Annotated in this window: 17 protein-coding genes; 12 read left to right on the plus strand and 5 right to left on the minus strand. The window is 44.5% G+C overall.

What is annotated here, in order from left to right; all coding sequences use genetic code 11:
* Positions 1-57 precede the first annotated feature (57 nt).
* A complete protein-coding gene (locus ACXAD4_RS08430; RefSeq protein ID WP_475240538.1) occupies positions 58-768 on the plus strand; it encodes a GntR family transcriptional regulator in 711 nt (236 codons plus the stop codon).
* Positions 769-912: 144 nt separating this feature from the next.
* Here ACXAD4_RS08430 and ACXAD4_RS08435 read toward each other — a convergent pair whose 3' ends face one another.
* Positions 913-2,112, minus strand: a complete 1,200-nt coding sequence (locus tag ACXAD4_RS08435) for an enolase C-terminal domain-like protein (protein ID WP_475240540.1) — start codon at positions 2,110-2,112, stop codon at positions 913-915.
* A 542-nt stretch (positions 2,113-2,654) separates the two neighbouring features.
* Between ACXAD4_RS08435 and ACXAD4_RS08440 the strand changes: the two genes are divergently transcribed.
* The 3 genes from ACXAD4_RS08440 to ACXAD4_RS08450 all read left to right on the plus strand — a co-directional run bounded on the left by ACXAD4_RS08440 (position 2,655) and on the right by ACXAD4_RS08450 (position 5,949).
* A complete protein-coding gene (locus ACXAD4_RS08440) occupies positions 2,655-4,040 on the plus strand; it encodes a PTS transporter subunit EIIC (RefSeq protein WP_475242734.1) in 1,386 nt (461 codons plus the stop codon).
* Between the two features lie 205 nt (positions 4,041-4,245).
* Positions 4,246-4,830, plus strand: coding sequence for a putative ATP-dependent zinc protease (locus ACXAD4_RS08445; RefSeq protein WP_475240541.1), 585 nt, complete (start codon positions 4,246-4,248; stop codon positions 4,828-4,830).
* A gap of 201 nt (positions 4,831-5,031) precedes the next feature.
* Positions 5,032-5,949: a cation efflux transmembrane domain-containing protein gene (locus ACXAD4_RS08450; protein WP_475240544.1), complete on the plus strand. Its 918-nt coding sequence runs from the start codon at positions 5,032-5,034 to the stop codon at positions 5,947-5,949.
* Between the two features lie 89 nt (positions 5,950-6,038).
* On the opposite strand, the gene pepE is transcribed toward ACXAD4_RS08450, so the two are convergent.
* Both pepE and ACXAD4_RS08460 read right to left on the minus strand, forming a co-directional pair.
* Complete coding sequence (gene pepE / locus ACXAD4_RS08455) at positions 6,039-6,770, minus strand: dipeptidase PepE (protein ID WP_475242736.1); 732 nt, start codon at positions 6,768-6,770, stop codon at positions 6,039-6,041.
* 99 nt (positions 6,771-6,869) lie between these two features.
* A complete protein-coding gene (locus tag ACXAD4_RS08460; protein WP_475240545.1) occupies positions 6,870-7,067 on the minus strand; it encodes a hypothetical protein in 198 nt (65 codons plus the stop codon).
* 523 nt (positions 7,068-7,590) lie between these two features.
* Here ACXAD4_RS08460 and ACXAD4_RS08465 point away from each other — a divergent pair.
* From ACXAD4_RS08465 to ACXAD4_RS08475, 3 genes are all read left to right on the plus strand, one after another.
* Positions 7,591-8,877: an L-lactate MFS transporter gene (locus tag ACXAD4_RS08465; RefSeq protein ID WP_475240548.1), complete on the plus strand. Its 1,287-nt coding sequence runs from the start codon at positions 7,591-7,593 to the stop codon at positions 8,875-8,877.
* A gap of 114 nt (positions 8,878-8,991) precedes the next feature.
* On the plus strand, positions 8,992-9,801 hold the full coding sequence (locus ACXAD4_RS08470; RefSeq protein ID WP_475240550.1) for a tetrahydrofolate dehydrogenase/cyclohydrolase catalytic domain-containing protein: 810 nt from the start codon (positions 8,992-8,994) through the stop codon (positions 9,799-9,801).
* Positions 9,802-10,005: 204 nt separating this feature from the next.
* Positions 10,006-11,175: a DUF3179 domain-containing (seleno)protein gene (locus ACXAD4_RS08475; protein ID WP_475240552.1), complete on the plus strand. Its 1,170-nt coding sequence runs from the start codon at positions 10,006-10,008 to the stop codon at positions 11,173-11,175.
* 68 nt (positions 11,176-11,243) lie between these two features.
* Here ACXAD4_RS08475 and ACXAD4_RS08480 read toward each other — a convergent pair whose 3' ends face one another.
* Positions 11,244-12,164 (minus strand): LysR family transcriptional regulator, encoded by a 921-nt coding sequence (locus ACXAD4_RS08480; protein ID WP_475240554.1) that lies wholly within the window; start codon positions 12,162-12,164, stop codon positions 11,244-11,246.
* 201 nt (positions 12,165-12,365) lie between these two features.
* Between ACXAD4_RS08480 and ACXAD4_RS08485 the strand changes: the two genes are divergently transcribed.
* Together ACXAD4_RS08485 and ACXAD4_RS08490 are read left to right on the plus strand one after the other, a co-directional pair.
* Entirely contained in the window at positions 12,366-13,274 is a 909-nt protein-coding gene (locus tag ACXAD4_RS08485; RefSeq protein WP_475240557.1) for a S1/P1 nuclease, read from the plus strand.
* 213 nt (positions 13,275-13,487) lie between these two features.
* Positions 13,488-14,378, plus strand: a complete 891-nt coding sequence (locus ACXAD4_RS08490) for a homocysteine S-methyltransferase family protein (protein WP_475240559.1) — start codon at positions 13,488-13,490, stop codon at positions 14,376-14,378.
* A gap of 52 nt (positions 14,379-14,430) precedes the next feature.
* Here the strand turns inward: ACXAD4_RS08490 and ACXAD4_RS08495 are convergent, their stop codons facing one another.
* On the minus strand, positions 14,431-14,796 hold the full coding sequence (locus ACXAD4_RS08495) for a hypothetical protein (protein WP_475240560.1): 366 nt from the start codon (positions 14,794-14,796) through the stop codon (positions 14,431-14,433).
* Positions 14,797-15,046: 250 nt separating this feature from the next.
* On the opposite strand from ACXAD4_RS08495, the gene ACXAD4_RS08500 reads away from it, so the two are divergent.
* From ACXAD4_RS08500 to ACXAD4_RS08510, 3 genes are all read left to right on the plus strand, one after another.
* Entirely contained in the window at positions 15,047-15,613 is a 567-nt protein-coding gene (locus tag ACXAD4_RS08500) for a glutathione peroxidase (protein WP_475242737.1), read from the plus strand.
* 464 nt (positions 15,614-16,077) lie between these two features.
* The gene (locus ACXAD4_RS08505) at positions 16,078-18,639 is read left to right on the plus strand and encodes an ExeM/NucH family extracellular endonuclease (RefSeq protein ID WP_475240563.1); all 2,562 of its coding nucleotides are present in this window, start codon (positions 16,078-16,080) and stop codon (positions 18,637-18,639) included.
* A 476-nt stretch (positions 18,640-19,115) separates the two neighbouring features.
* A complete protein-coding gene (locus ACXAD4_RS08510) occupies positions 19,116-20,228 on the plus strand; it encodes a hypothetical protein (protein WP_475240565.1) in 1,113 nt (370 codons plus the stop codon).
* The last annotated feature ends 148 nt before the right edge of the window (positions 20,229-20,376 follow it).

Genomic DNA, 20,376 nt, shown 5'->3' on the forward strand with positions numbered 1-20,376 from the left:
TTGAATAAAATATAGAGAAACCCTCTTCGAAGCTTTCAGGCAGTAATCACCACATTTATGAAGAAGTTTGAATTTGTTGTTCAAGATATCCTAAGCAAGATTTACCAAGGTGTGATCACCGATAAATTGCCTGCCGAAAGGGAGCTGGCAGAAAGCTATGCGGTGTCTCGGTTTACTGTACGCAAAGCACTGAATAAGCTTGAGGCCATCGGTGCGGTGTTTGTCCGCCAGGGGGCAGGGCATTTTGTCAAAGAGGCTAACCGCAATAACCCGCTGGTTTATAACTCAATTACTGAAAACAGCTTCGAGGAGATGTCGTACAAGAAAGTCAGCCTGAACAAGAAGATTACTGACTCTCATGACAAAAACTCATTCTTGAGCGATGAAAATGATTATATCTGGAGCATTAAACGCCTGCGTTTGGTCAATGGGAAAGTCGTCCAGCTGGAAAGTACCAAACTGCCGGTAAAACTCTTTCCTAAAATGAACGACGATATTATCGAAAGTTCGTTGCAAAACCATACTTTGGATCTTGGCCTGCAAATCGACAGGTATTTAACCAGCTATAAAGCGATTAATATTTCTAAAGAAGAAGCGGAATTATTGGGCTGTAAAAAAGGGATTGCGGCAATGAAGATCACTAACCGAGGTTTCCTCTCGACAGGTGAGGTGTTTATTGTCAGCGAGGTGATAGATATTGATTACCAATGCACCTACGTGATCCCATTTAATCGCGAGAATATTAAGTTCAGGGGTAAAAAAGAATAGCTGCGTTATTTCAGGAAGAAATAACGCAGCTATTTGTGTGATAGAACTGAGATCTTAGTTCCTAAGTTCTAAGTTCTAAGTTCCTAGTTCCTAAGTTATAAGTTCCAGGATCTAGGCTCTAGGATCTAGGTTCTGAAAACCTCTTTACGGCGTATGAATAGTTCCGTCAGGCAGGCGGCTCTGGGTCCACTCGTGCGGGCGGTAAGTCACCGGGAAATCTCTCGCTGCAGCAACATCCATTTCTACACCGATACCAATCTCTTCTGATGCATACAGGTAGCCGTTGCGTGGCTCTTGGGCATTAGGGAAAACACGCTGGGTATTTTCTTTGTATTCCACATGCTCCTGAATCGCAGCGTTATGCAGGTGAACGTTCATGTGTGTGTTCACTGCGGCACCAATCGGTGTCATATCCGGCGGGCAGTGCCACGCAAGGCGAACACCGAACGTTTGGCATAGATGGGCTAGCTTAAGGGCAGGGGTGATACCACCGATCTGCGACACATGGCAGCGAATGAAATCAATGCGACGGTTGATGATAAGCTGCTTCCACTCTTCAGGGTTATTGAAAAGTTCACCCAGGCCCAGTGACACTGAGGTTTGGCTGCGGATATTATCAAGCCATTCGGTCTGGCTTGGTGGCAGAATATCTTCAATAAAGTACGGCTTGTATTGCTCGACTTCTTTGGCAAACTGAACCGCTTGGTTCGGGAACAGGCGCTCGTGCACATCATGGAGAATATGGAACTGGTTACCATACTTCTCGCGTAACTCCTTGAACATTTTCAGAGTGTTTTCAGTGTACTGATCCTGATCGTAGTATGAGCCTTCAGTTGGGTTCTCGGTCGTATGGATATTCTCAGGAACACCGCCGTAGAAACCAAGCTGACAGCGGATATGTTTGTATCCTTGCTCTAAGAAGCCATCAACAAGCTCATAGATCCCTTCCATTGTGTCGCTTGTCGCGTGAGTATAAACAGGAATCGCATCACGAGATTTACCACCAAACAGTTGGTGAAGTGGCATTTGGGCCAGTTTAGCTTTGATATCCCACAGCGCCATATCCACACCAGATACTGCATTGTTGATCACCGGCCCATTGCGCCAGTAAGCATTGACCATCATCATCTGCCATAGGTCTTCGATGTTGTTCGCATCTTTACCCACTAGCAGTGGCTTGAGGTATTCATCCACCATGGTTTTGACAGCTAATGGACGCTGTTGGAAAGTGGCACAACCATAACCTGTAACGTCTTGATCAGTATGGACGATAACAGTAATTAAATTATGACGATCAGGTTTAGTAATAATGCATTCAACATCTGTGATTAATGTTTTTTTCACAATGAATTTCTCATCTGAGCCGGAATCTATTTTTATATATACCAATTGAAAAACCGTTATTTCAACCCCTATTTTTTTAATAAATTTAATTGGTACGGTAACTTAGCTAAACAGGACCAAAAAACAGACCAATCGCAGAAAATTAATTGTTTTAGCGCTAAATGTCCTAATTTTCGTGATTTAACTCTCAGTTTCGTCCGTTGGATTTTCGAATTGGTTCTATATCATTTGCTTCATCAAATGGAACTTCAGGTGTTGAACAGAGCTGTAAATGTGCAAGTTGATGCACTGTCTCAGGGCCAGGAGGAAAAGAAAATAAATTCGTACGGCGTGATATTCAAATATGAGTGTTTAACTCAAATTAAATGAAATCATGAGTGATTAATTTATAAGACATATCTTAAGTGTGAATATCTTTGTTTTACAAAAGATAGCTAATCCACTAGATTTCTTTTCTTAAAGAGAGTTATTTAAATATGCAAATTAGTGAGTCGATGGGTGGTTTTGGAAAAAAGGCATCTGCATCATCTAAACAAGATGCGATGACTGAAAAACTATCGCTAATGATTGATGCATTGGGTGGCATCAGCAATATTACCGATGCTACGCACTGTATGACACGACTGAGGCTGAAAATTGCCGACCAGTCGAAGGCATCGGAAGAGACATTGAAATCCATCAAAGGGGTTCAGGGTGTCGTTTTTGCCGAAGGCCAAATCCAAATCATCATTGGTGTAGAAGTTGAGAAGTGGCACAAAGCGTTGCAAGCTATTATGGCTGGTAATGGTGCTGCGGTCAGTGATGAAGACAAGCCAAAGAGCAAAGATGACGGCAAGCTGTTCCAGAACGTCATGCGCGTCGTGGCGGGTATCTTCGGTCCAGTTGTACCTGCTATTGCCGGTGCGGGTATGTTGATGGGTCTGCTATCTGGCCTTATCGCAACCAATGTTATTTCTGAAACATCTGACACGGTTTACTTCTTCCGCTCAATCTCTGTGGCTGTGTTCTTCTTCTTGCCAATGCTGGTGTCATTCTCGGCAGCTAAAATGTTCCGCGTCAATGAGTACATCGCGCTGGCCGTTGCTGCTGCGATGCTATCGCCTCAGCTTGCTGATAAAGCGGCTGCGCTCAAAGCAGCGAGCGATGCAGCTGAACTGACAGTTCTGGGCGTGGTGCCAATTGAACTAATGAACTACGGCGGTGCCATCGTTCCGGCTATCTTGGCAGTTTGGTTGCTGTCAAAAGTCACACCGCTGGTAGACAGCATTGTTCCAACCGTTGCTAAGCCGGTATTTACGCCACTACTTGCCTTTGCTGTAACGGCGACTGCGACATTGTCTGCTGTTGGCCCTCTAGGCATGTGGCTAAGTAACGGTGCTGGCTGGGTAGTCAGCTCGCTACTTGAGATTTCACCAACACTGACAGGTTTCATCTTTGGCCTGACGCGTCCAATTACTATCGTATTTGGTATCCACCACAGCATGACGCCAATCAGCCTGAACAACTTCGCTCTATACGGCAAGGACTTGCTGATGCCTATCATGTGTCTAGGTAACCTGGCTATCGCGGGTGCAACACTGGCTATCTGGTACAAGCAGCGCAAGAGCGTATCGAAAGAGCAATCTTCAATCACTGCGGGCTCTGGTGTAACGGCTATCCTAGGTATTACTGAACCAGCATTGTTCGGTGTTCTAACCAAGTACACTAAGGCGATGTTCACCGCGAGTCTGGCTGCGGGTGTGTTCGGTGCAATCTCTGTAACGCTTGATACGCACCTAACAAGCTACATCCTGTCATCAGTATTCAGTCTGCCAGCTTACCTGTCTGCTGGTACACAGAATTTCATCCAGGCAGTAATGGGTGTGTGTGGTGTGTTCGCTCTGTCTTTCGTACTAACAACGCTGTTTGTTAAGTTGGATGACGAGTAAGGCCATATGTAACAAGTAAATAAGTCAGGAAGATAAATAAAGCCTGCAAAAGAATAAGACTCAGCAATAGTAAAAAACGCAGCTAGCAATAGCTGCGTTTTTTTGCGTCTGGAGAATTGTAAATCCTTTTTTCACATACTTGTTGCTGTCAAACAGCTTTGTAATGATGGCTACAGGATAACGAAAAACATGTAAGGGAGTTGTCATGTTAATAAAGAAAGGATGCAAGGTCGAAACGTTGAAAACAGGCAAGGGTATCGCTTTGGGAGCGGTATTGGTCTCAACGTTAATGCTATCGCCAGCGGTATTAGCAAATGACTACGCACAATCGTGCAGTATCGATGGATTAGGTAATGAGCAAACGAGCAAACTGTTCATCGGCCAGAAGGAAACCTTTTATTCTCCAGCGGCCAACCTCAATTTCCGCTCTCGCATAGATACTGGGGCAACGCGTACTTCGATTCATGCAACCAATGTTGAAATAGAAGATTTCTCGCCGGATGCCGAGGAAAACATTGGCAAGATAGTGAATTTCATCACGGCGAATGAACGAGGGGAAACGGTTCACATGCGTGAAAAAATCACCCATGTTCGCCAGATACAGAATTCCCTTGGCTCCGAGATGCGTTATAGCATCCAGCTCGATTTAACCTTGGATGATCGCGACTACAAGGTTGAAGTTAATTTAAAAGACAGAAGCCTGATGTCCGATAAGTTGCTCATCGGTCGCAACCTGTTGTCATGCAACTATGTCGTGGATGTGTCGAAAGCCACTGTCTATGGTGTGTAGCCTACATTGACAGGTTAAACAGATCTGTCGGATGTCCTCAACGCTTTCATAGCTCGAGTGAAAGCGTTTTTTCTATTCATTTCTCCTCTATCTCCAATTTACTGGGTATATCACCTTAATGACAAGTAATTATCTGATCGCTATAGTGAGGCACAAATTAGCTTCTTTGTTGTGAATGACTTACTGCAAGTTGGATTAAGTATGAAAGAAAAAATCATAGCCATCGAACGCCAATCTATCCGTATTGGGGTTTTAGCTAACTTGGTGATGGCCTTGAGTGGCTGGGGAGTCTATTACCTATCAGGCTCACAGGCACTATTGCTTGATGGTAACATGTCCTTCATTTTGTTTCTTTCATCTATCGTTGCCTTGAAAATTGCTGAAATAAAGGCAGTTCGCTCTGAGACTTTTCCTTTCGGGTTGTTTGTAACCGAAGCTTTGTACTCTTTGGTAAAAGGCTTGTTGCTCCTTGGTGTGATTATCTCGGCGTTTACCAGTAATGGCGGCAAGATACTACAATATTTGGCTGGCGAGCCCATCGCCATGATCAAAACTGGACCTATTATCTATTATGCGGTTGCGATGGTAGCAATCTGTTGGGGGTTGTCGGCGTTCTACTTTATCCAGAACAAGAAGCTGCAAGGCAATAGTTCGATGCTCGCCGTTGACCAGAAGGCGTCGTTGATTGATGGTGTATTGTCGGCTTCAACCGGTGCCGTCCTGGTGGTAATTGGTTATATCGAGCAAGGCTCTTCGTGGGACTTCCTTTTATATATCGGCGATGCTTTGCTCGTGGTTGTGCTGGCGATATCCATGCTTGGACAGCCTGTGCGAATTATCAGAGAAGCCTTTGTCGAATTGGCCGGTGGCAAGCTACAGGACGATAAGCAACATCAGGCTATCGCTGAAAAGGTTAACCAAGCGCTAACGGATATTGGGCTGAAGGCTGAGTCATTGAATATTAGTAAAACAGGCAGTAGTTATTTGGTGATTGTCGGGTTGTCTTTAGATGCGCTTAGCAATGAGCAGAGTCGCCAAGTCATGGTGGTGAAGTCGTCACTACAGGGTTCGCTTGCCAGTGATCTGACTTTTGTTGATGTTGAGATGGTGCTGGTATAACCCTTACAAAAAAGCACAGAGATAAAGGATGAGGTGTTCCTTTATTCTGTGCTTTAATCTATGTATCACTGAATTGCTAAAGTTAGCAATTAGCCGTCTAGGCCCATAAGCTCTGTGACATCAGAACCTGCTTGAATCAACTTACGCTCTTGGTTCAGCTTGAACCAGTGAAGTGGTTTGCCGTTAGCGGCTTCATAAGTCATGGTATCGCCAGATACCGCAAGCCATGAACCTTCAGGAATACCAATAACCGATTGGTGAGGGTTCACTACTAAGAACTCTTCAATACGCTCATCACGGGTTTCACCCATGTGGCCTTCAATCGTTGCGTCAATGTAGTGGGCATTGATTTGGAAAGGCACAAAGCCAAGGGAAGGGGTGATAGCTGCTGATACGATACACATATCATTGGTTGTGCGAATTGTTGGAGCACTAATAACGGCACCTGCACTCCAGCCAACATAAGGGACACCACGCTGAGTCACTGCCTGCTGGATAGGGCCAATCAAGCCAAGATCATGCAACGTCTTATTTAGTACCCAAGTATTACCGCCACTACAAACAATAGCGTCTGCCTGGCGAACGGCTTCTACAGGGTCTTCTGCACGATGAATACCGGTCACATTCACATCAAGGTGGCTTAGTGACTCTGCGACCATAGCGGTGCGGTCGTCGTGGCTACTGCGAATAACCGCGTAAGGGATAACAAGTACGTTTTTGACTTGTTTGCGGGTAAAGACTTCTGTAATCGCAGGTAGGGCGAATTCCATCACCTTGGTGTTGCCAGCAATTTTGCCGTTACTGAGTAGTAAGAGATCCATCATATATTCTCTTGGTTTGGGTAAAGAGGTTAAGCATATATGAATCTCATTATCAGTAAGGTGAAGGGGAGCACAAAACTGTCCCTTCAACCTTACCCATCAGTGAACTAGTCGTGGTGCTTGATCATAAGTCGCTTCAAGTTGAAGTTGGGCAGCTTCAAGCCCTTTGAGCAACTGGCTGACTTGTTGGGTTTGACCATGGGCAACTGCTTCTCGAATTTGTTTGTGGTATCCGCGAACACGCTGGATACATTGCTGACGCTGGAAAATGCTGCGTAAACCTTCTGCCTGATCCATACACTCACCTCATTATTTTGCTTTGTTCGGAACTCTTTGTTCTGAGCTCACTGCTAAGAACTAAGGGGGGCTGCAAATATTTAACCAGTAAAAGAGCGTTCGTTTTTCAGGGTTTTGTCAATTCGCTATCAATTTATTTTAAAATTATATTTTTTATAATCAGGAATCATGATTAATATTTAGACAAACTTCAGGTTAAATTCAGGATATCAATCATTCCAAGAATGAAAAGTTAGATTGCACTATGTAAGTGCAGGCGATCTAACACTGCGGTTTAACCGAGTTGTTCTAAGTGTGTTAAATCATAAAAAATTCATTAAATGTGTTATTTTTCAATATCTTATTTGGTGTAATTTTATATGTTCTTTATTCTTAAAAAAACGCCCAATTTCATTTTGTATGGCATTGAAAATCTTTATTTCAGCATTAACTTTTCGAAATGGGGGCGATATTTTGCCTTTATTTTTCTCTCAAATCATTTCATATAGGGTATGTCTGTCTTCGAATTTTAGGTAACTCAAAAATGAAAACAGCACAAGTGAAAAACCGCTGGCTTATTGCACTCGCGGCGGTAGGTATTCATATTTCCATCGGTTCTGTATATGCGTGGAGCGTATTCTCTAATCCGCTTCATGAAGCGTTTGGTTGGGATTTGCAGCAAATTTCCTTGACCTTTGGTATCGCTATTTTCTTCTTGGGCGCGTCGGCTGCCGTTATGGGCCATGTGGTTGAGAAAAAAGGACCACGCTTCACTGGTATGATTGCAGCGACTTTCTTCGGTACAGGTATTGCCGGTGCCGGTATCGCAGTAGCGATGGAAAGCCTGTACATGCTGTACTTTAGCTACGGTGTTCTAGCGGGTATCGGCCTAGGTATGGGTTACGTTACGCCGGTATCAACCCTTATTAAGTGGTTCCCTGACCGCCGTGGTCTAGCAACTGGCCTTGCGATTATGGGCTTCGGCTTTGCCTCTATGATTGCTAGCCCGGTAATTCAAACGCTGATAAGCGCGTTTGGCTTGTCTTCGACTTTCTACATCATGGGTGCAACCTATTTTGTTGTTATGCTTTCTGCATCCCTGTACCTAGAACGTCCGCCAGAAGGTTGGAAGCCAGCATCTATGGTTGAAACCAAAGAAAGCGGTACGCCAGCTAAGAAACCAGCAGCAGACTTGAACCAATCAAGTGCTAACGATGCAGTACGTACTCCAACGTTCTGGGGCCTATGGGTGATGATTTTCATCAACATCACTTGTGGTATCGCGATTATCTCTGCAGCATCACCAATGGCTCAGGAAATTGCTGGTCTGACAGCAATGGAAGCGGCAACTATGGTTGGTGTGATGGGTCTTCTTAATGGTCTTGGCCGTCTACTATGGTCTGCGGCTTCTGATTACCTAACGCGTCCGAACACATTCATGCTGTTCTTCGTCATCCAGATTGGCGCTTTCTTCATGCTGCCTTCGCTGTCTAACGCTATTGCATTCCAGATTGTCGTGTTCATCATTATGACTTGTTACGGCGGTGGTTTCTCAACGCTTCCTGCTTACATCGGCGACCTGTTCGGTACTAAGCAGCTAGGTGCAATCCACGGCTACGTACTGACTGCTTGGGCTCTAGCGGGTCTGTCTGGTTCATCACTGGCTGCATTCGTTCGTAACCTGACAGGCAGCTACACCATGACCATGTACATCTTCGTGGGTATCCTATCTGTAGCTTTGGTAATTTCTGTTGTGATGAAAGCACACGTTGCCAAAGTACTGCGCGCAAAAGAGCAAGAAGCTCTGGAAGCACAGCCAGCGACTGCATAATCTACAGAGATAGGGCAATTATGTGATGAGAAACACATTTTAATTGTCCTATCTCAATGTTGAAGTAGAATCAGTTGGTTATAAACAAGAGATTCGTCACAAACAGTAAGTAGTATGAAAGCAGTAATTAATACACTTTACGAAGCCAAAATGGCTGAGCTTAAAGAGAAAATCGACGCAGAGAGCATTCCCGTTCAACTGACTATCGTTACTGTCGGTGATGATCCAGCAAGTAAGGTCTATGTGAGAAACAAGGTACGCCTTTTTGAAGCGCTGGAATTGCCTTGCCATCACATTGTCCTTCCTGAAGAGGGGACAACACAGGCAGATCTCGATGGCTTGGCCGCAAAGGCGGATCATCCGATTTTATTCCAACTGCCTTTACCTAATGGATTAGTCGCACCAGACCTTCCGGCAGCAGTCGATGTGGATGGTTTTGGCTCTGAAGCGCTTGGTCAGCTGGTATTGGGTCAGAACCCTGTTCTACCTTGTACCGTTCAAGCGGCTATCGATATCATTGAACTTCATTGCGGGGAGTTCAGTTTCCCTGGATTGAAGGTGGCTATTCTTGGTCGCAGTAATATCGTGGGTAAACCGCTGGCAATCGAGTTGATTAACCGCCAGAGCACGGTTTCTAGTTTCAACAGCCGCTCAGATTTGGCAGCGGTAGACTGGAATAAGTTCGATGTCATTGTGGTGGCAACGGGTTATCACGGTACGTTGGACAATACTCAGTTTATCGAAGGTCAGTTGATTATCGATGTCGGTATCAACCGCATTGATGGCAAGCTGGTGGGGGATATCAAACACCATGATGGTCACCTATCTGCTGCCGCTATCACGCCAGTACCAGGCGGTGTAGGTCGCCTGACTTGTCTGAATGTATTGGGCAATGCGGTTAAGCTCTGTCAAACAACTAGCTAGGTTTCCGAAAAGCTAGTCTAGCTGACTAGATCTAATTCATATTGATAAAGCGCTACGGTTGTAGCGCTTTTTTTATGGCTGCTCAATTTTCAATGTCGATATACCAAGTTTGGTATATCAGCGATACAGGTAGCGTGATTGCTGCTTTTTTCACCTCCCTTAGAATGCACTCATTACTTCACTTCAGGCTGTTGGAGGCGATACATGAGTGAATCTCGAAAGTTAAACAAAGTCCATTTTTATGTTGTTGCAGTGGTGACAGCGTTCTTTTCCATCTTCTCTGCAATTTTGATGACAGAGCCAGGGCAGAGCTTGAACTTACCTCGTAGTTGGACCGTCGCGTACTATGAGTACAGCGAGTACTTCGTCGCCGCGAATTTGGTATTACTGGGCTACCTTTGGTATCTCCACTCGAAAGCAAGACTGTGGACTAACCGTAAAATGCGTTGGGCAACCAAGGGCGTGTTGGTCAGTATTATTACGGCAAACTTCCTGCTGAGCTTGTTGTTCCCGCCTAAGCAAACTGATGCGATTTATGTAACTGTTGCTGAGGCCAATAACCAGCTACGCAAAGAAGACATTATCTATGCAGTAGAGATCAATGGTGACGTTCGTGGCTATCCACGTGAGTACATGGAAATACCTCATATCGCTGGAGATAATATTGGCGGCAAAGATGTAGCATTGACCTTTTGTGCCTTAAGTAACCTGCCTGTGGTTATCGACCAAGATATCGGTCATGGTGAAAAGTCAGATCTCGGTATCCTTATCCAAACTCACAATAACCTTGTGATGGTCGACCGTAACTCTGGAGACCTCATCCAGCAAATCACTATGGAGACCGAATTTGGTGAGTCAAACATCCAACAATATCCAAATACCATGATGACATGGGAGGCATTCCAGGAGATTTACCCTGATGCCGAGGTATTTATTTACCCTTATGAACGTTGGATGGATAAGTTGCTAGTCAAAGCGTTTGATAAACCGATGCAAAAGCAGTTCGATCCCGAGCGGGGGCCTATTTTCCCGACATTGGACTTGGCAGATGATAGGTTGAATGCCAAAGAACAGGTGTGGGGATTTGATTACGCTGGCGAGCAAATAGCCTTTACTCATGACTTTGCCATACAAAACCCAGTGTATCAGTTTGAAATGGCCGGTAAGCCCTATGTCATGGTGTATAGCAGTGAATACGATATCGTGAATATATTCAGTTTGGAGAAAGACGGCCAACGAGTGGCGTTTAGCGAGATTAATTTCAAAGGTGAAACCGATTCTGAGTGGGGACGGTTAGACCAAGTACCGACAAAAAACGGCGTGTTCTGGATGGTATGGTCACATTGGTTCCCGGAAACAAAATTGATGAGCTGATACAGATAGGTTATAAGTATTCAAATAAAGGAAGCCAAGGGTGCTTCCTTTTTTGTTTTTATATCTGGTTACCCAACCGTGCCTGACTCTTCAAATACCGACTTTACCAACGCCTCCAGCCACAGGTACTTGGCACTACGGAATTGGTTGTTGTTAAACGTCAGGGATATTTTCATCGTTAATGTTTCTTCTAATCCCGCAAACTCGATAAATGAGAAATCGTCTGCTGAAAGGCTCGCCAATGAAGTTTTCGGGCAGATACAAACTGCATTTCTCTCATCAATATATCTCAATACATTATTGAGATACTGGCTACGTAACTTCGGTTTGAGAATCGTACCTTCAGGAAACAGCTGTTGGATGAGCATGTACTGATTGTTCAAATCCGGCAAAATCAAACCGGTAATAGGGTAGTCCAACATCGAGACAATAGGGACGGTTTTGCCTGCCAGTTCATGGCTGCTTTTACATATTGCGCCGATCAAGGTTTCTGCAATTGGGATTTGCCTGAGCGCCTTGGGGACGCCAGTTGGGTAGAAGCTTAGCCCGGCATCCAGCTCTTGGTTGATAAGCTGGTTTACCGTAGCGGCACTGTAATTGTGTATCTCTATATCAAGCTCAGGTGCATCTCTAGTCAAGGCTTGAAAGAGTGCATAGCCGTGACTTTCGGATAAGTAGCTATGTAGGGCAATACGAAATATGCCGGTTAGTTCACTGGGCTTGAAATCATCGCCTTGTAATGTAGAAGCGAGCAGGGACAAGACCTTAGGCAATTCTTGCTCCAACCCTTGAGCTTTGGGGGTTAGTTTTAATCCTCTTGGCTGACGGATAAATAGTGGATCGTCAAAATGGCTTCGGATTTTAACCAATGCACGGCTTACTGCAGGCTGGCTGATCCCTAAGCGTTCGGCGGCCTTACGGGTGTTCTTTTCCTGTAGCAGGACGACTAACACTTTGAGTAAATTTAAATCGAAGTTATCGAGTTGCATGGCTTGCCTACAGTCATTTTTTATTATCAGAATAATCCTAGTTGATGTTAGCAAGATCATTTTGCTTAAGGAGTGAACGTTTTGATGGGTGTTAATCGATTACGTGCTCAATTAAATGCTTATTGCGGATATTTGCTTGACCATCACTTCGCTGAGGAGCAAAGTAGCGACGAATGTAACAAAATGTAAATATGGTCAGCTATGAAAAATATCACTCTTGTTGCCTCTGCAATGGCAGCGTTGGCGCTAGCACCGACATCAGCAATGGCTTGGAACTACCAAGGTCATGTCACTGTTGCGGAAATTGCTTACCAGAATCTGGACGATGCGGTCAAAGTGCAAGTGGATGAGCTAGCAGGTAAGGCTTACCAGTCGATGCCAAAGGATGTTCAGCAGAAAATGGACAGCTTTGAGGGGGCGAGTCAGTTCGCCAAACTCGCCATGGTGCCGGACTTAATCCGCAAAGTGCCTGCCGAGCAGGTATGGCAGCAAATGGGAGAGACAATCCCTGCCAAGCTGAACCAATGGGAAGAGAAAGAAACAGGTGCATGGCATTACATTAACCAGGCATACCCAGCGAGCAGCCAGTGTGATTTTGTTCATACCCCGAACATCAAGCTGGTGGCAAGTTACCTATTCGAAGACTTCAAGCATAATCCGCAAGCGGCGAGCTTAATGTTCATGAGCCATGTAGCCGGTGACTCACACCAGCCAATGCACTCTATTTCGCAAAGTTTGAGCAAGAATGAGTGTGTGACGGATTTGGGTGCCAACAAGCATACCTTGGATGTACCGCAAAAAGATCTCCATCACCTATGGGATAGCGGCATGGGTATGCTAGATGAAGCCCATAACATCCACGACTTTGCAGCTTCTCTGCAGCAAAATTTTCCGAAAGGGAATATGGAATTAGGTCAGGTGGCTGATGTTGATTTGTGGGTTAAGGAAAGCTACGCGTTAGCCGACTTTGGTTACAGTGTCGAAAAAGACGCCAAGCCTTCAGAGGCTTACTACCAGAAAGGTTCTGAGTTGGTAAAACAGCGTTTAACTCAAGCTGGCTATCGTTTGGCAGAAGAGCTCAACACAGCTTACGCCCAGAATCGCAAATAATGCAGCAAAATACGTAACACATAACCCAGCCGATAACATAAGGTCTGTTTGGGATAAGTAAAGATTAAACCGAGTAAGTCTAAGTGACCTGCTCGGTTTTTTTATGCTCGTTGAACTATCTCATGTTCGCTGTGAACAAGATTCAAAACACATTTGATGGATATTGTGGTTCAATACAGCATATAGATATAGCTAAGTTGTATAGGGCTGACAATGAAGAAACTAACCATACTTGATGGCGGAATGGGCAGGGAGCTCAAACGCATTGGCGCGCCATTTTCTCAGCCGCTATGGAGTGCTCAAGCACTTATCGAATCTCCGGGCCATGTTCGCCAGGCACACCAACGTTTTATCGACAGTGGGGCTGACATCATTATCGCCAATAGCTATGCGTGTGTCCCTTTCCACTTGGGTGAAGCGCTATACGCCTCGGATGGCCCTCGTTTGGCGGGTGAAGCTTCCGAGATTGCCAAATTTGCTGCAGTAGACAGTAAAAAGGTCGTGCAGGTCGCTGGGTGTCTTCCGCCTGCATTTGGCAGTTACCGGCCAGATCTATTCAAGCCTGCTGAAGCCGTAGGTATTTTTACTGCTCTTATCCAAGCACAAAATCCGCATGTTGACCTTTGGATCGCTGAGACAATTTCCAGCGTCGAAGAGCTGAAAACTATCCAAAAGGTTCTCAGTCAAACCCAGAAGCCTTGCTACTACGCATTTACTCTTGATGATGCGGAAGGTGAAGCGAGATTGCGTTCTGGCGAGCAGGTAAAACTTGTCGCTGAACATGTATGCCAAGCGGGTGGTGAAGGTATCTTTTTTAATTGCTCTGTTCCTGAAGTGATGGAGCAGGCGATCATTGATACCAAAGCAGTAATAGAGGCACATGGCTTGGATTTGGAGATAGGGGCTTATGCCAATAACTTTACCCCGATAAAGTCAGACCATGAGGCCAACGATACATTGCAAGCAATGCGAGAGCTGTCTCCTGAAGATTATCTAGTCTTTGCCAAGCGCTGGCGAGAAGCAGGAGCGACAATCATTGGCGGCTGTTGTGGTATTGGCCCAGAGCACATAAACGTGTTGGCTAAGTGGAGAGATTCACTTTAGTGAGTTGATTAAAAAGCGATACTGGCATTGTGCTGGTATCGCTTTTTTATTTTTAAGCTGTTGGTTTAAGCAGTTGGCCTAAGTAGCGAACCACATGGGCTGCATCTTGCGCGGTATGGGTGATTTTCTGGATGATTGCTTGTGCGCGCTCATCGTCTTCGCTCAGCGCTGATTTCACTTTCTCATTCATTGCCTGGGCATTCTCAAGCTTCTGCTTGCAGTCTTCGAACAACGCCGACAAGAACTCCATATCCACTTCACCGCCTTTGATGAACATGTCTGCCGCAATTTTATAGACAGTGTGGAACTTGTTGGCCATATCTTTTTGGTTAGTCTGACCTTCTTTGGCCCAGTCTTCTGCCCAACCTTTGAAGATGATGGCAATTTGAGGGTTTGGAACAATGTTTACTTGTGGCATTCGAACTGTCCTTCGGCGTGTAACTGCATTTTTAACAGGGCAAGTGTAATGGAGGTCGAGGTATGGTTAAAGGGATTGCAGGGTATATGATTAATTATTGAACGGATAGTGATCAGGCTGTAATGAACTGCCGTACTCAAATACATGTTTTATTGTCACATTTTCCATCAGGGAGAATTGGGAGCGAGTTATGAATCAGAGCCGTTGTATCGAGCAGAAGCAACCTGTTAATCAGTCCCGCCGACTATCAATGACAGCGTGTATCTTGGGTGTATGCCTTGCGGCGGGTGCCTTTTATTCACAAACAGTCCGGGCAGAGGCAAAGTCAGCGTCGCAAGCACAATGTGGTGCTTGGTTTGACCAGCAATTTAATAAATTGAACTCAACTGAATCGGTCAAACTGTGTGAGCAATTTGCGGGGCAGGTACTTGTTGTTGTCAATACTGCCAGCCAGTGTGGCTTCACGCCACAGTTTGAACAACTTGAGGCGGTGTATCAGGACTACAAGGAGCAAGGTTTCTCTGTTATTGGTTTTCCATCTAACGACTTCAATCAAGACCGTGGCAGCGAAGAAAATACTGCCAAGGTCTGTTATCTCGATTATGGGGTGACATTCCCTATGGTTGAGAGAACCCATATTAAAGGCGAAAAGGCGAATCCTGTGTTTCAACATCTTGCAAAAGAAACAGGTATTTCACCAAAATGGAATTTCTATAAATATATTGTCGACAGGCAGGGTGAGGTAGTCGCTGTTTTCTCAAGCCGAACTAATCCAACTGATGCTGTGATGATAGATGCTATTGAAAAAGCCCTATAAATCGTACTTCCATTATCTGTGAAAAGGCCGTCTATATAAAATTACTGGCGGCTTTGCTCCCCATGTATAAAGCATATTACTGAGTATATAGATTAGTAACATGCTTTGTGGTGACGGTGTAACTGAATTGCATCCCTGTTTTCAGTATTGATGACAATTATAATTCCTTCCTGACATTTTTTATGTGACGTATCAATAGTATCCTTCTGATTTTGCGAGCAGTATTTGTACCTTTATGTAACCTTGTGCACCTGAGTCAGAAGTTGAATAAAAACTCCATTTTTAATTCATTAAAATTGTTATTTGTAACATTGATATATAAAAATAGGCTCGCTCAAAATGATATTTTTGATATTTAATTCAAATTTATCCTAATTAAATAATTATTCACTGAGCATAACACTATCAGTTGGAAAATCTGCGGTTTTAGTAGCCTAGGGTTTTATTTATATTGGAGTTTACACATGACACGAATCAACACATTAGCCAGTGCGGTTGCTCTGGCTTTGATGTCATCTTCTGTTTCTGCGCAATTGTTAATAACAGAATATGTTGAAGGCAAAAGTTATAATAAAGCGATCGAAGTCACTAATTTATCTGATGCTGGAATTAACCTCTCAGAATATAGCATTCGGCTAGCGATGAATGGTGCGAGTTCATTTGGTACAACCATCAACCTCAATGATGTGAGCTTAGCTGGTGGTGAAAGCTATGTGCTGTACCACAGTTCAGCGGCACAGGATATTAAGGACGTCGGTGATCAGTCTTCAGGAAGCCTAGGTTTTAATGGTGATGATGTTGTCGCCTTGTTCGATGGTGAAGCGCTGATAGATAGCCTAGGGCAACTTGGTGTTCGTGAAGACTTTGCCAAAGATGTCACGCTGCGCAGGGAGCCTGCTGTCACTTCAGGCAGAACAGATGTCGAGAGTGATTTTGATGTCAACGCTGAATGGGTGACGTTTCCAACCGATACCTTTGATGGCCTAGGCTGCAGTGGGCTTGAAGCCTGTGATGGTTCAACTCCACCACCGAATCCGTTCGTTTGCGATATCGATAACCTTATTCCAATTTATGACGTACAAGGTGATGGTGACAGAAGCCCACTCGTGCCGGAAGGTAGCTTTGAAAGCCCAGAAAAATACTTTGTCCGTGGTGTTGTTACCGCAAGAGGTGAAAGCCTATACAAAGGCTTCTACTTCCAAGACCCTTATGGCGATGGCAATGAAAATACGTCTGACGGTGTGTTTGTTTTCTTGGGTGGCGGTACTGTACCAAGTGACATTCAACCAGGGGCAGAGGTCTGTGTTGAAGCGACCGTCAAAGAATACTATGGTAATACTCAACTGGATGTTCGCAACAATGCATTTAAAGTTGTTAGCACTAATAACCCAATCCCAGAGCCGACAGCTTTCCGAGTGAAGGAAGGGGAAGACCTTCATACCGCTTTGGAGCGCCATGAGGGCATGCAGGTATTGCTTGATGCTGATAGCCCACTGGTGATTACGCGTAACTTCAGTTTCGATTATGCCTCATACCGTAATAACCTGATGCTGGCTCACAACACCCCGCTATATAACCCGACGCATCTTTATGCTGCAGAGACAGAAGCTGCCGAGCAGGTGGCTGCCGAAAATGCGATCAGCCGTGTTTATGTTGAATCAGATTACAAAGCCAAAGATGGTGAAGTGCCATGGTTCGATAACTTTAACCCAATAGATGGCTATCTTCGTATGGGTGATAAGCTTAATGGCCTGACTGCGATGGTGGGTTACAGCTACGGTGAATACCGTTTGGTGACAACCAATACTATCAACAGTGGCTACTTGGGGCGCGAGCCAGAAAATGAAAGGACAGACAAGCCTGTTACGTCATATGAAGAGGGTTTGAAGGTAGCAGGCTTTAACGTTCTCAACTACTTCACCTCATATGCGGAATCGGGCAACCCGAACCCTATGTGTACTGAAGCATCGGTCGGGCCTAACGATAACTGTTACCGTGGTGCGCCTTCAGTGGATGAATTTACCCTTCAACAGGCCAAACTCGTCAATGCAATCGTCGCTATGGATGCTGACATTGTTACCCTGATGGAGCTGGAAAATAACGGTTTTGATGACAACAGTGCGCTTCAATCATTGGTTAATGCATTAAACGATGTGCAAGCGGACAAGAAAGATCACTACCGCGCGGTAAAAGTGCATAAATCAGACCTGACGTTTAAAGATGAACCTGGCTTTGAAGGGGTTGAGTACTTTGGTACTGACGCAATTACCGTGGGTATCATCTACCGTCATCACAAAGTGAAGGCGAAGAATAAAGCACGCCAGATCATGCTGCCGGAGCAGCATGCACCACTGGATGAAGGCGGAGTGAAAAGTGCTTATCAGCGTCATGCCATGATGCAAAAGTTCAATATCCCTGGTGCTAAAGATGACTTGACCGTGATTGTGAATCACTTTAAATCAAAAGGCTCAACGTGTTGGGAAGATGATTTCATTTTCGGTGAAGATGAAGACGTACAGGGTAGCTGTAATAACTTCCGCGTTTCAGCAGCCAAAGTACTCGGTGAAGCTGTTCAAGACATCAAAGGTGATGTTCTGGTGATGGGAGATTTGAACTCCTATGGCATGGAAGACCCAATCCTTACACTTACTTCATTCGATGAAGCTGACCGTGGCGGCAAAATCTACACCGCGTCATACACCACACTGGATGGAAAAGTGTTCGAGGAAGAAGGGCAGCTAGTAGAAAAAGGTTATGGCCTGGTAAACCTGAAGCACAAAACGGACTACAGCTACAGCTATGAAGGTGAGCTAGGTAGCTTGGATCACGCGTTGGCGAGTCCATCACTAGTGAATAAGGTGCTTGCAGTTGAAGCTTGGCACATCAATGCTGCTGAAAGTAACTTGTTTGAGTACAGCAGTAAGTACACCGGCGATTTGGAAAAATCAGACAACATTTACTCGTCGTCAGATCACGATCCAATCATTGTGACTCTGGAGTACAAACACAAGAATGGCAAAAAATAACCTTATCTAGGTAAGTAAAAACAACCGGCGCAATGCGAAGCTGATAAGTTACGGGGGATCTGAGTACTATTCATTTCCCCCCATTTTTTGTTTAATTCTTATTAATAACGGGTTAGCTATATTACTTAAGTGGTCTCAATGTTGGATAGATTCGAACTTATCCATTTTCTGTTAATGGACTTTTCCCCTACAAAAAGCAAACCGTATTAGGTATTGCTAGAAATTATACTTCGCTGAGCAGCTCAACCTCTCCATATAGTCGCTAACAGATAACTCGGCAATAACTCAACCCCGATAAGATACTTATTGCTTCTGGTTGTTTATTGAGCTGTGGGTATTTATAACCGTGATCAATGTATGGTTTTTTAATTCAAAGCAATAAAATGCCATGATGTGTTGTTGTCTTTGGGGTATAAAGCCACACCAAAAGTAGTGTTAATAGCATTGCCGTAAATAGCTGATATATTGAGGAAATGATGATAAAGAAGAAGTGCATTGCCTGTGCAGTTTTAGCTGGTTTAGCGCTATATGGCTGCGGTGGTAGTAGTGACAACGGTGGTAATGATGACAACCGTGGTAATGATAGCAACGGTGGTAATTCCGCTTTTAACGGAGGCTGGGGTGTTAATGATGGAACATCGTTTACAGAAATAGAAAGTCAAATTACTGCGCTTGCGCCTATTGTAGCTAAATCTGATGCAAACAATGGTGATGGAGGCTACATACGTCGATCTAAGACTAACTCTAGCTCTAAATGTATAGGAAACACCGCTTATTGGAGTGAGCATTTTGAAATAGGTGTCTCAAGTGATGCTGTATCACTAATAAATCTTCAGCGTTTAGCGGGCATTGCCGAGGTTTCTCTTTTACAGATAGCGACAGAATTAGACTCAACGCCTGATGAATTGATTCGTCATACTTATGGTGCAACTACCACTGATGGTAAAAAGCGGCTTGGGTTTTGTGTAAAACAAGGGACTGGTACCACAGGTAGTGGGCATGGTAGCGAGATTGCTGGTTTTGAGAACCATACTTATGGCAGTCAATATGAATTTGGTTTGATTAAACATGAACTTGGCCATGTAATAGACGGTCAGTTAAAGAATAACGAGTTTGGCTTTAATCTTGGGCCTTTTGCTTGGTTCATCGAAGGGCTCGCTGAGAACATTTCAGGCTTTGGAGTGTATAGTTTAAATGAATGGCAAACTAAACATGCAGAACAGTCGCCAAACACCAATATTATAACTAACGATGGCGCACTTCACGGTGGTTATGAGGCATATGGTCTCTATGCAACAATGACTGCTTATCTACAGGAAAAAGGCCTAGGTAAACTTGGATTTAAGGAGTTTATTAAGAGTGACCGCTGGCATCGAGATAGTGAAACAGTGATCACTTGCACCCCGTCTTTTACTGAGCCAGCATACGGGCAAACAAGCGGTGCGTGTGACATGCCATCAACTGCCAAAGAAAATTGGATTGCACGTTTCGAAGCCGCTATAGCAGTATCGACAGGCGAACTTACCAGTTACGAGCAGTTTGAAAGTGATTATTATAATTTAGTGAGTGATTGGCTTGCTACAAAATAGCTTTTAATAAACTGTATACACAAAATCAGCACTATGCTGGTTTTGTGTAAGCCATTAAATTCATTTGTTGATATATGAGTCAACCCAAAAGTAGCTGTGGTATACATAGCATCATAATGGCTGTGTTTTTGCGTGGTAATGACAGGTT

The organism is Photobacterium sp. AWH4_225 (genome assembly GCF_056158405.1).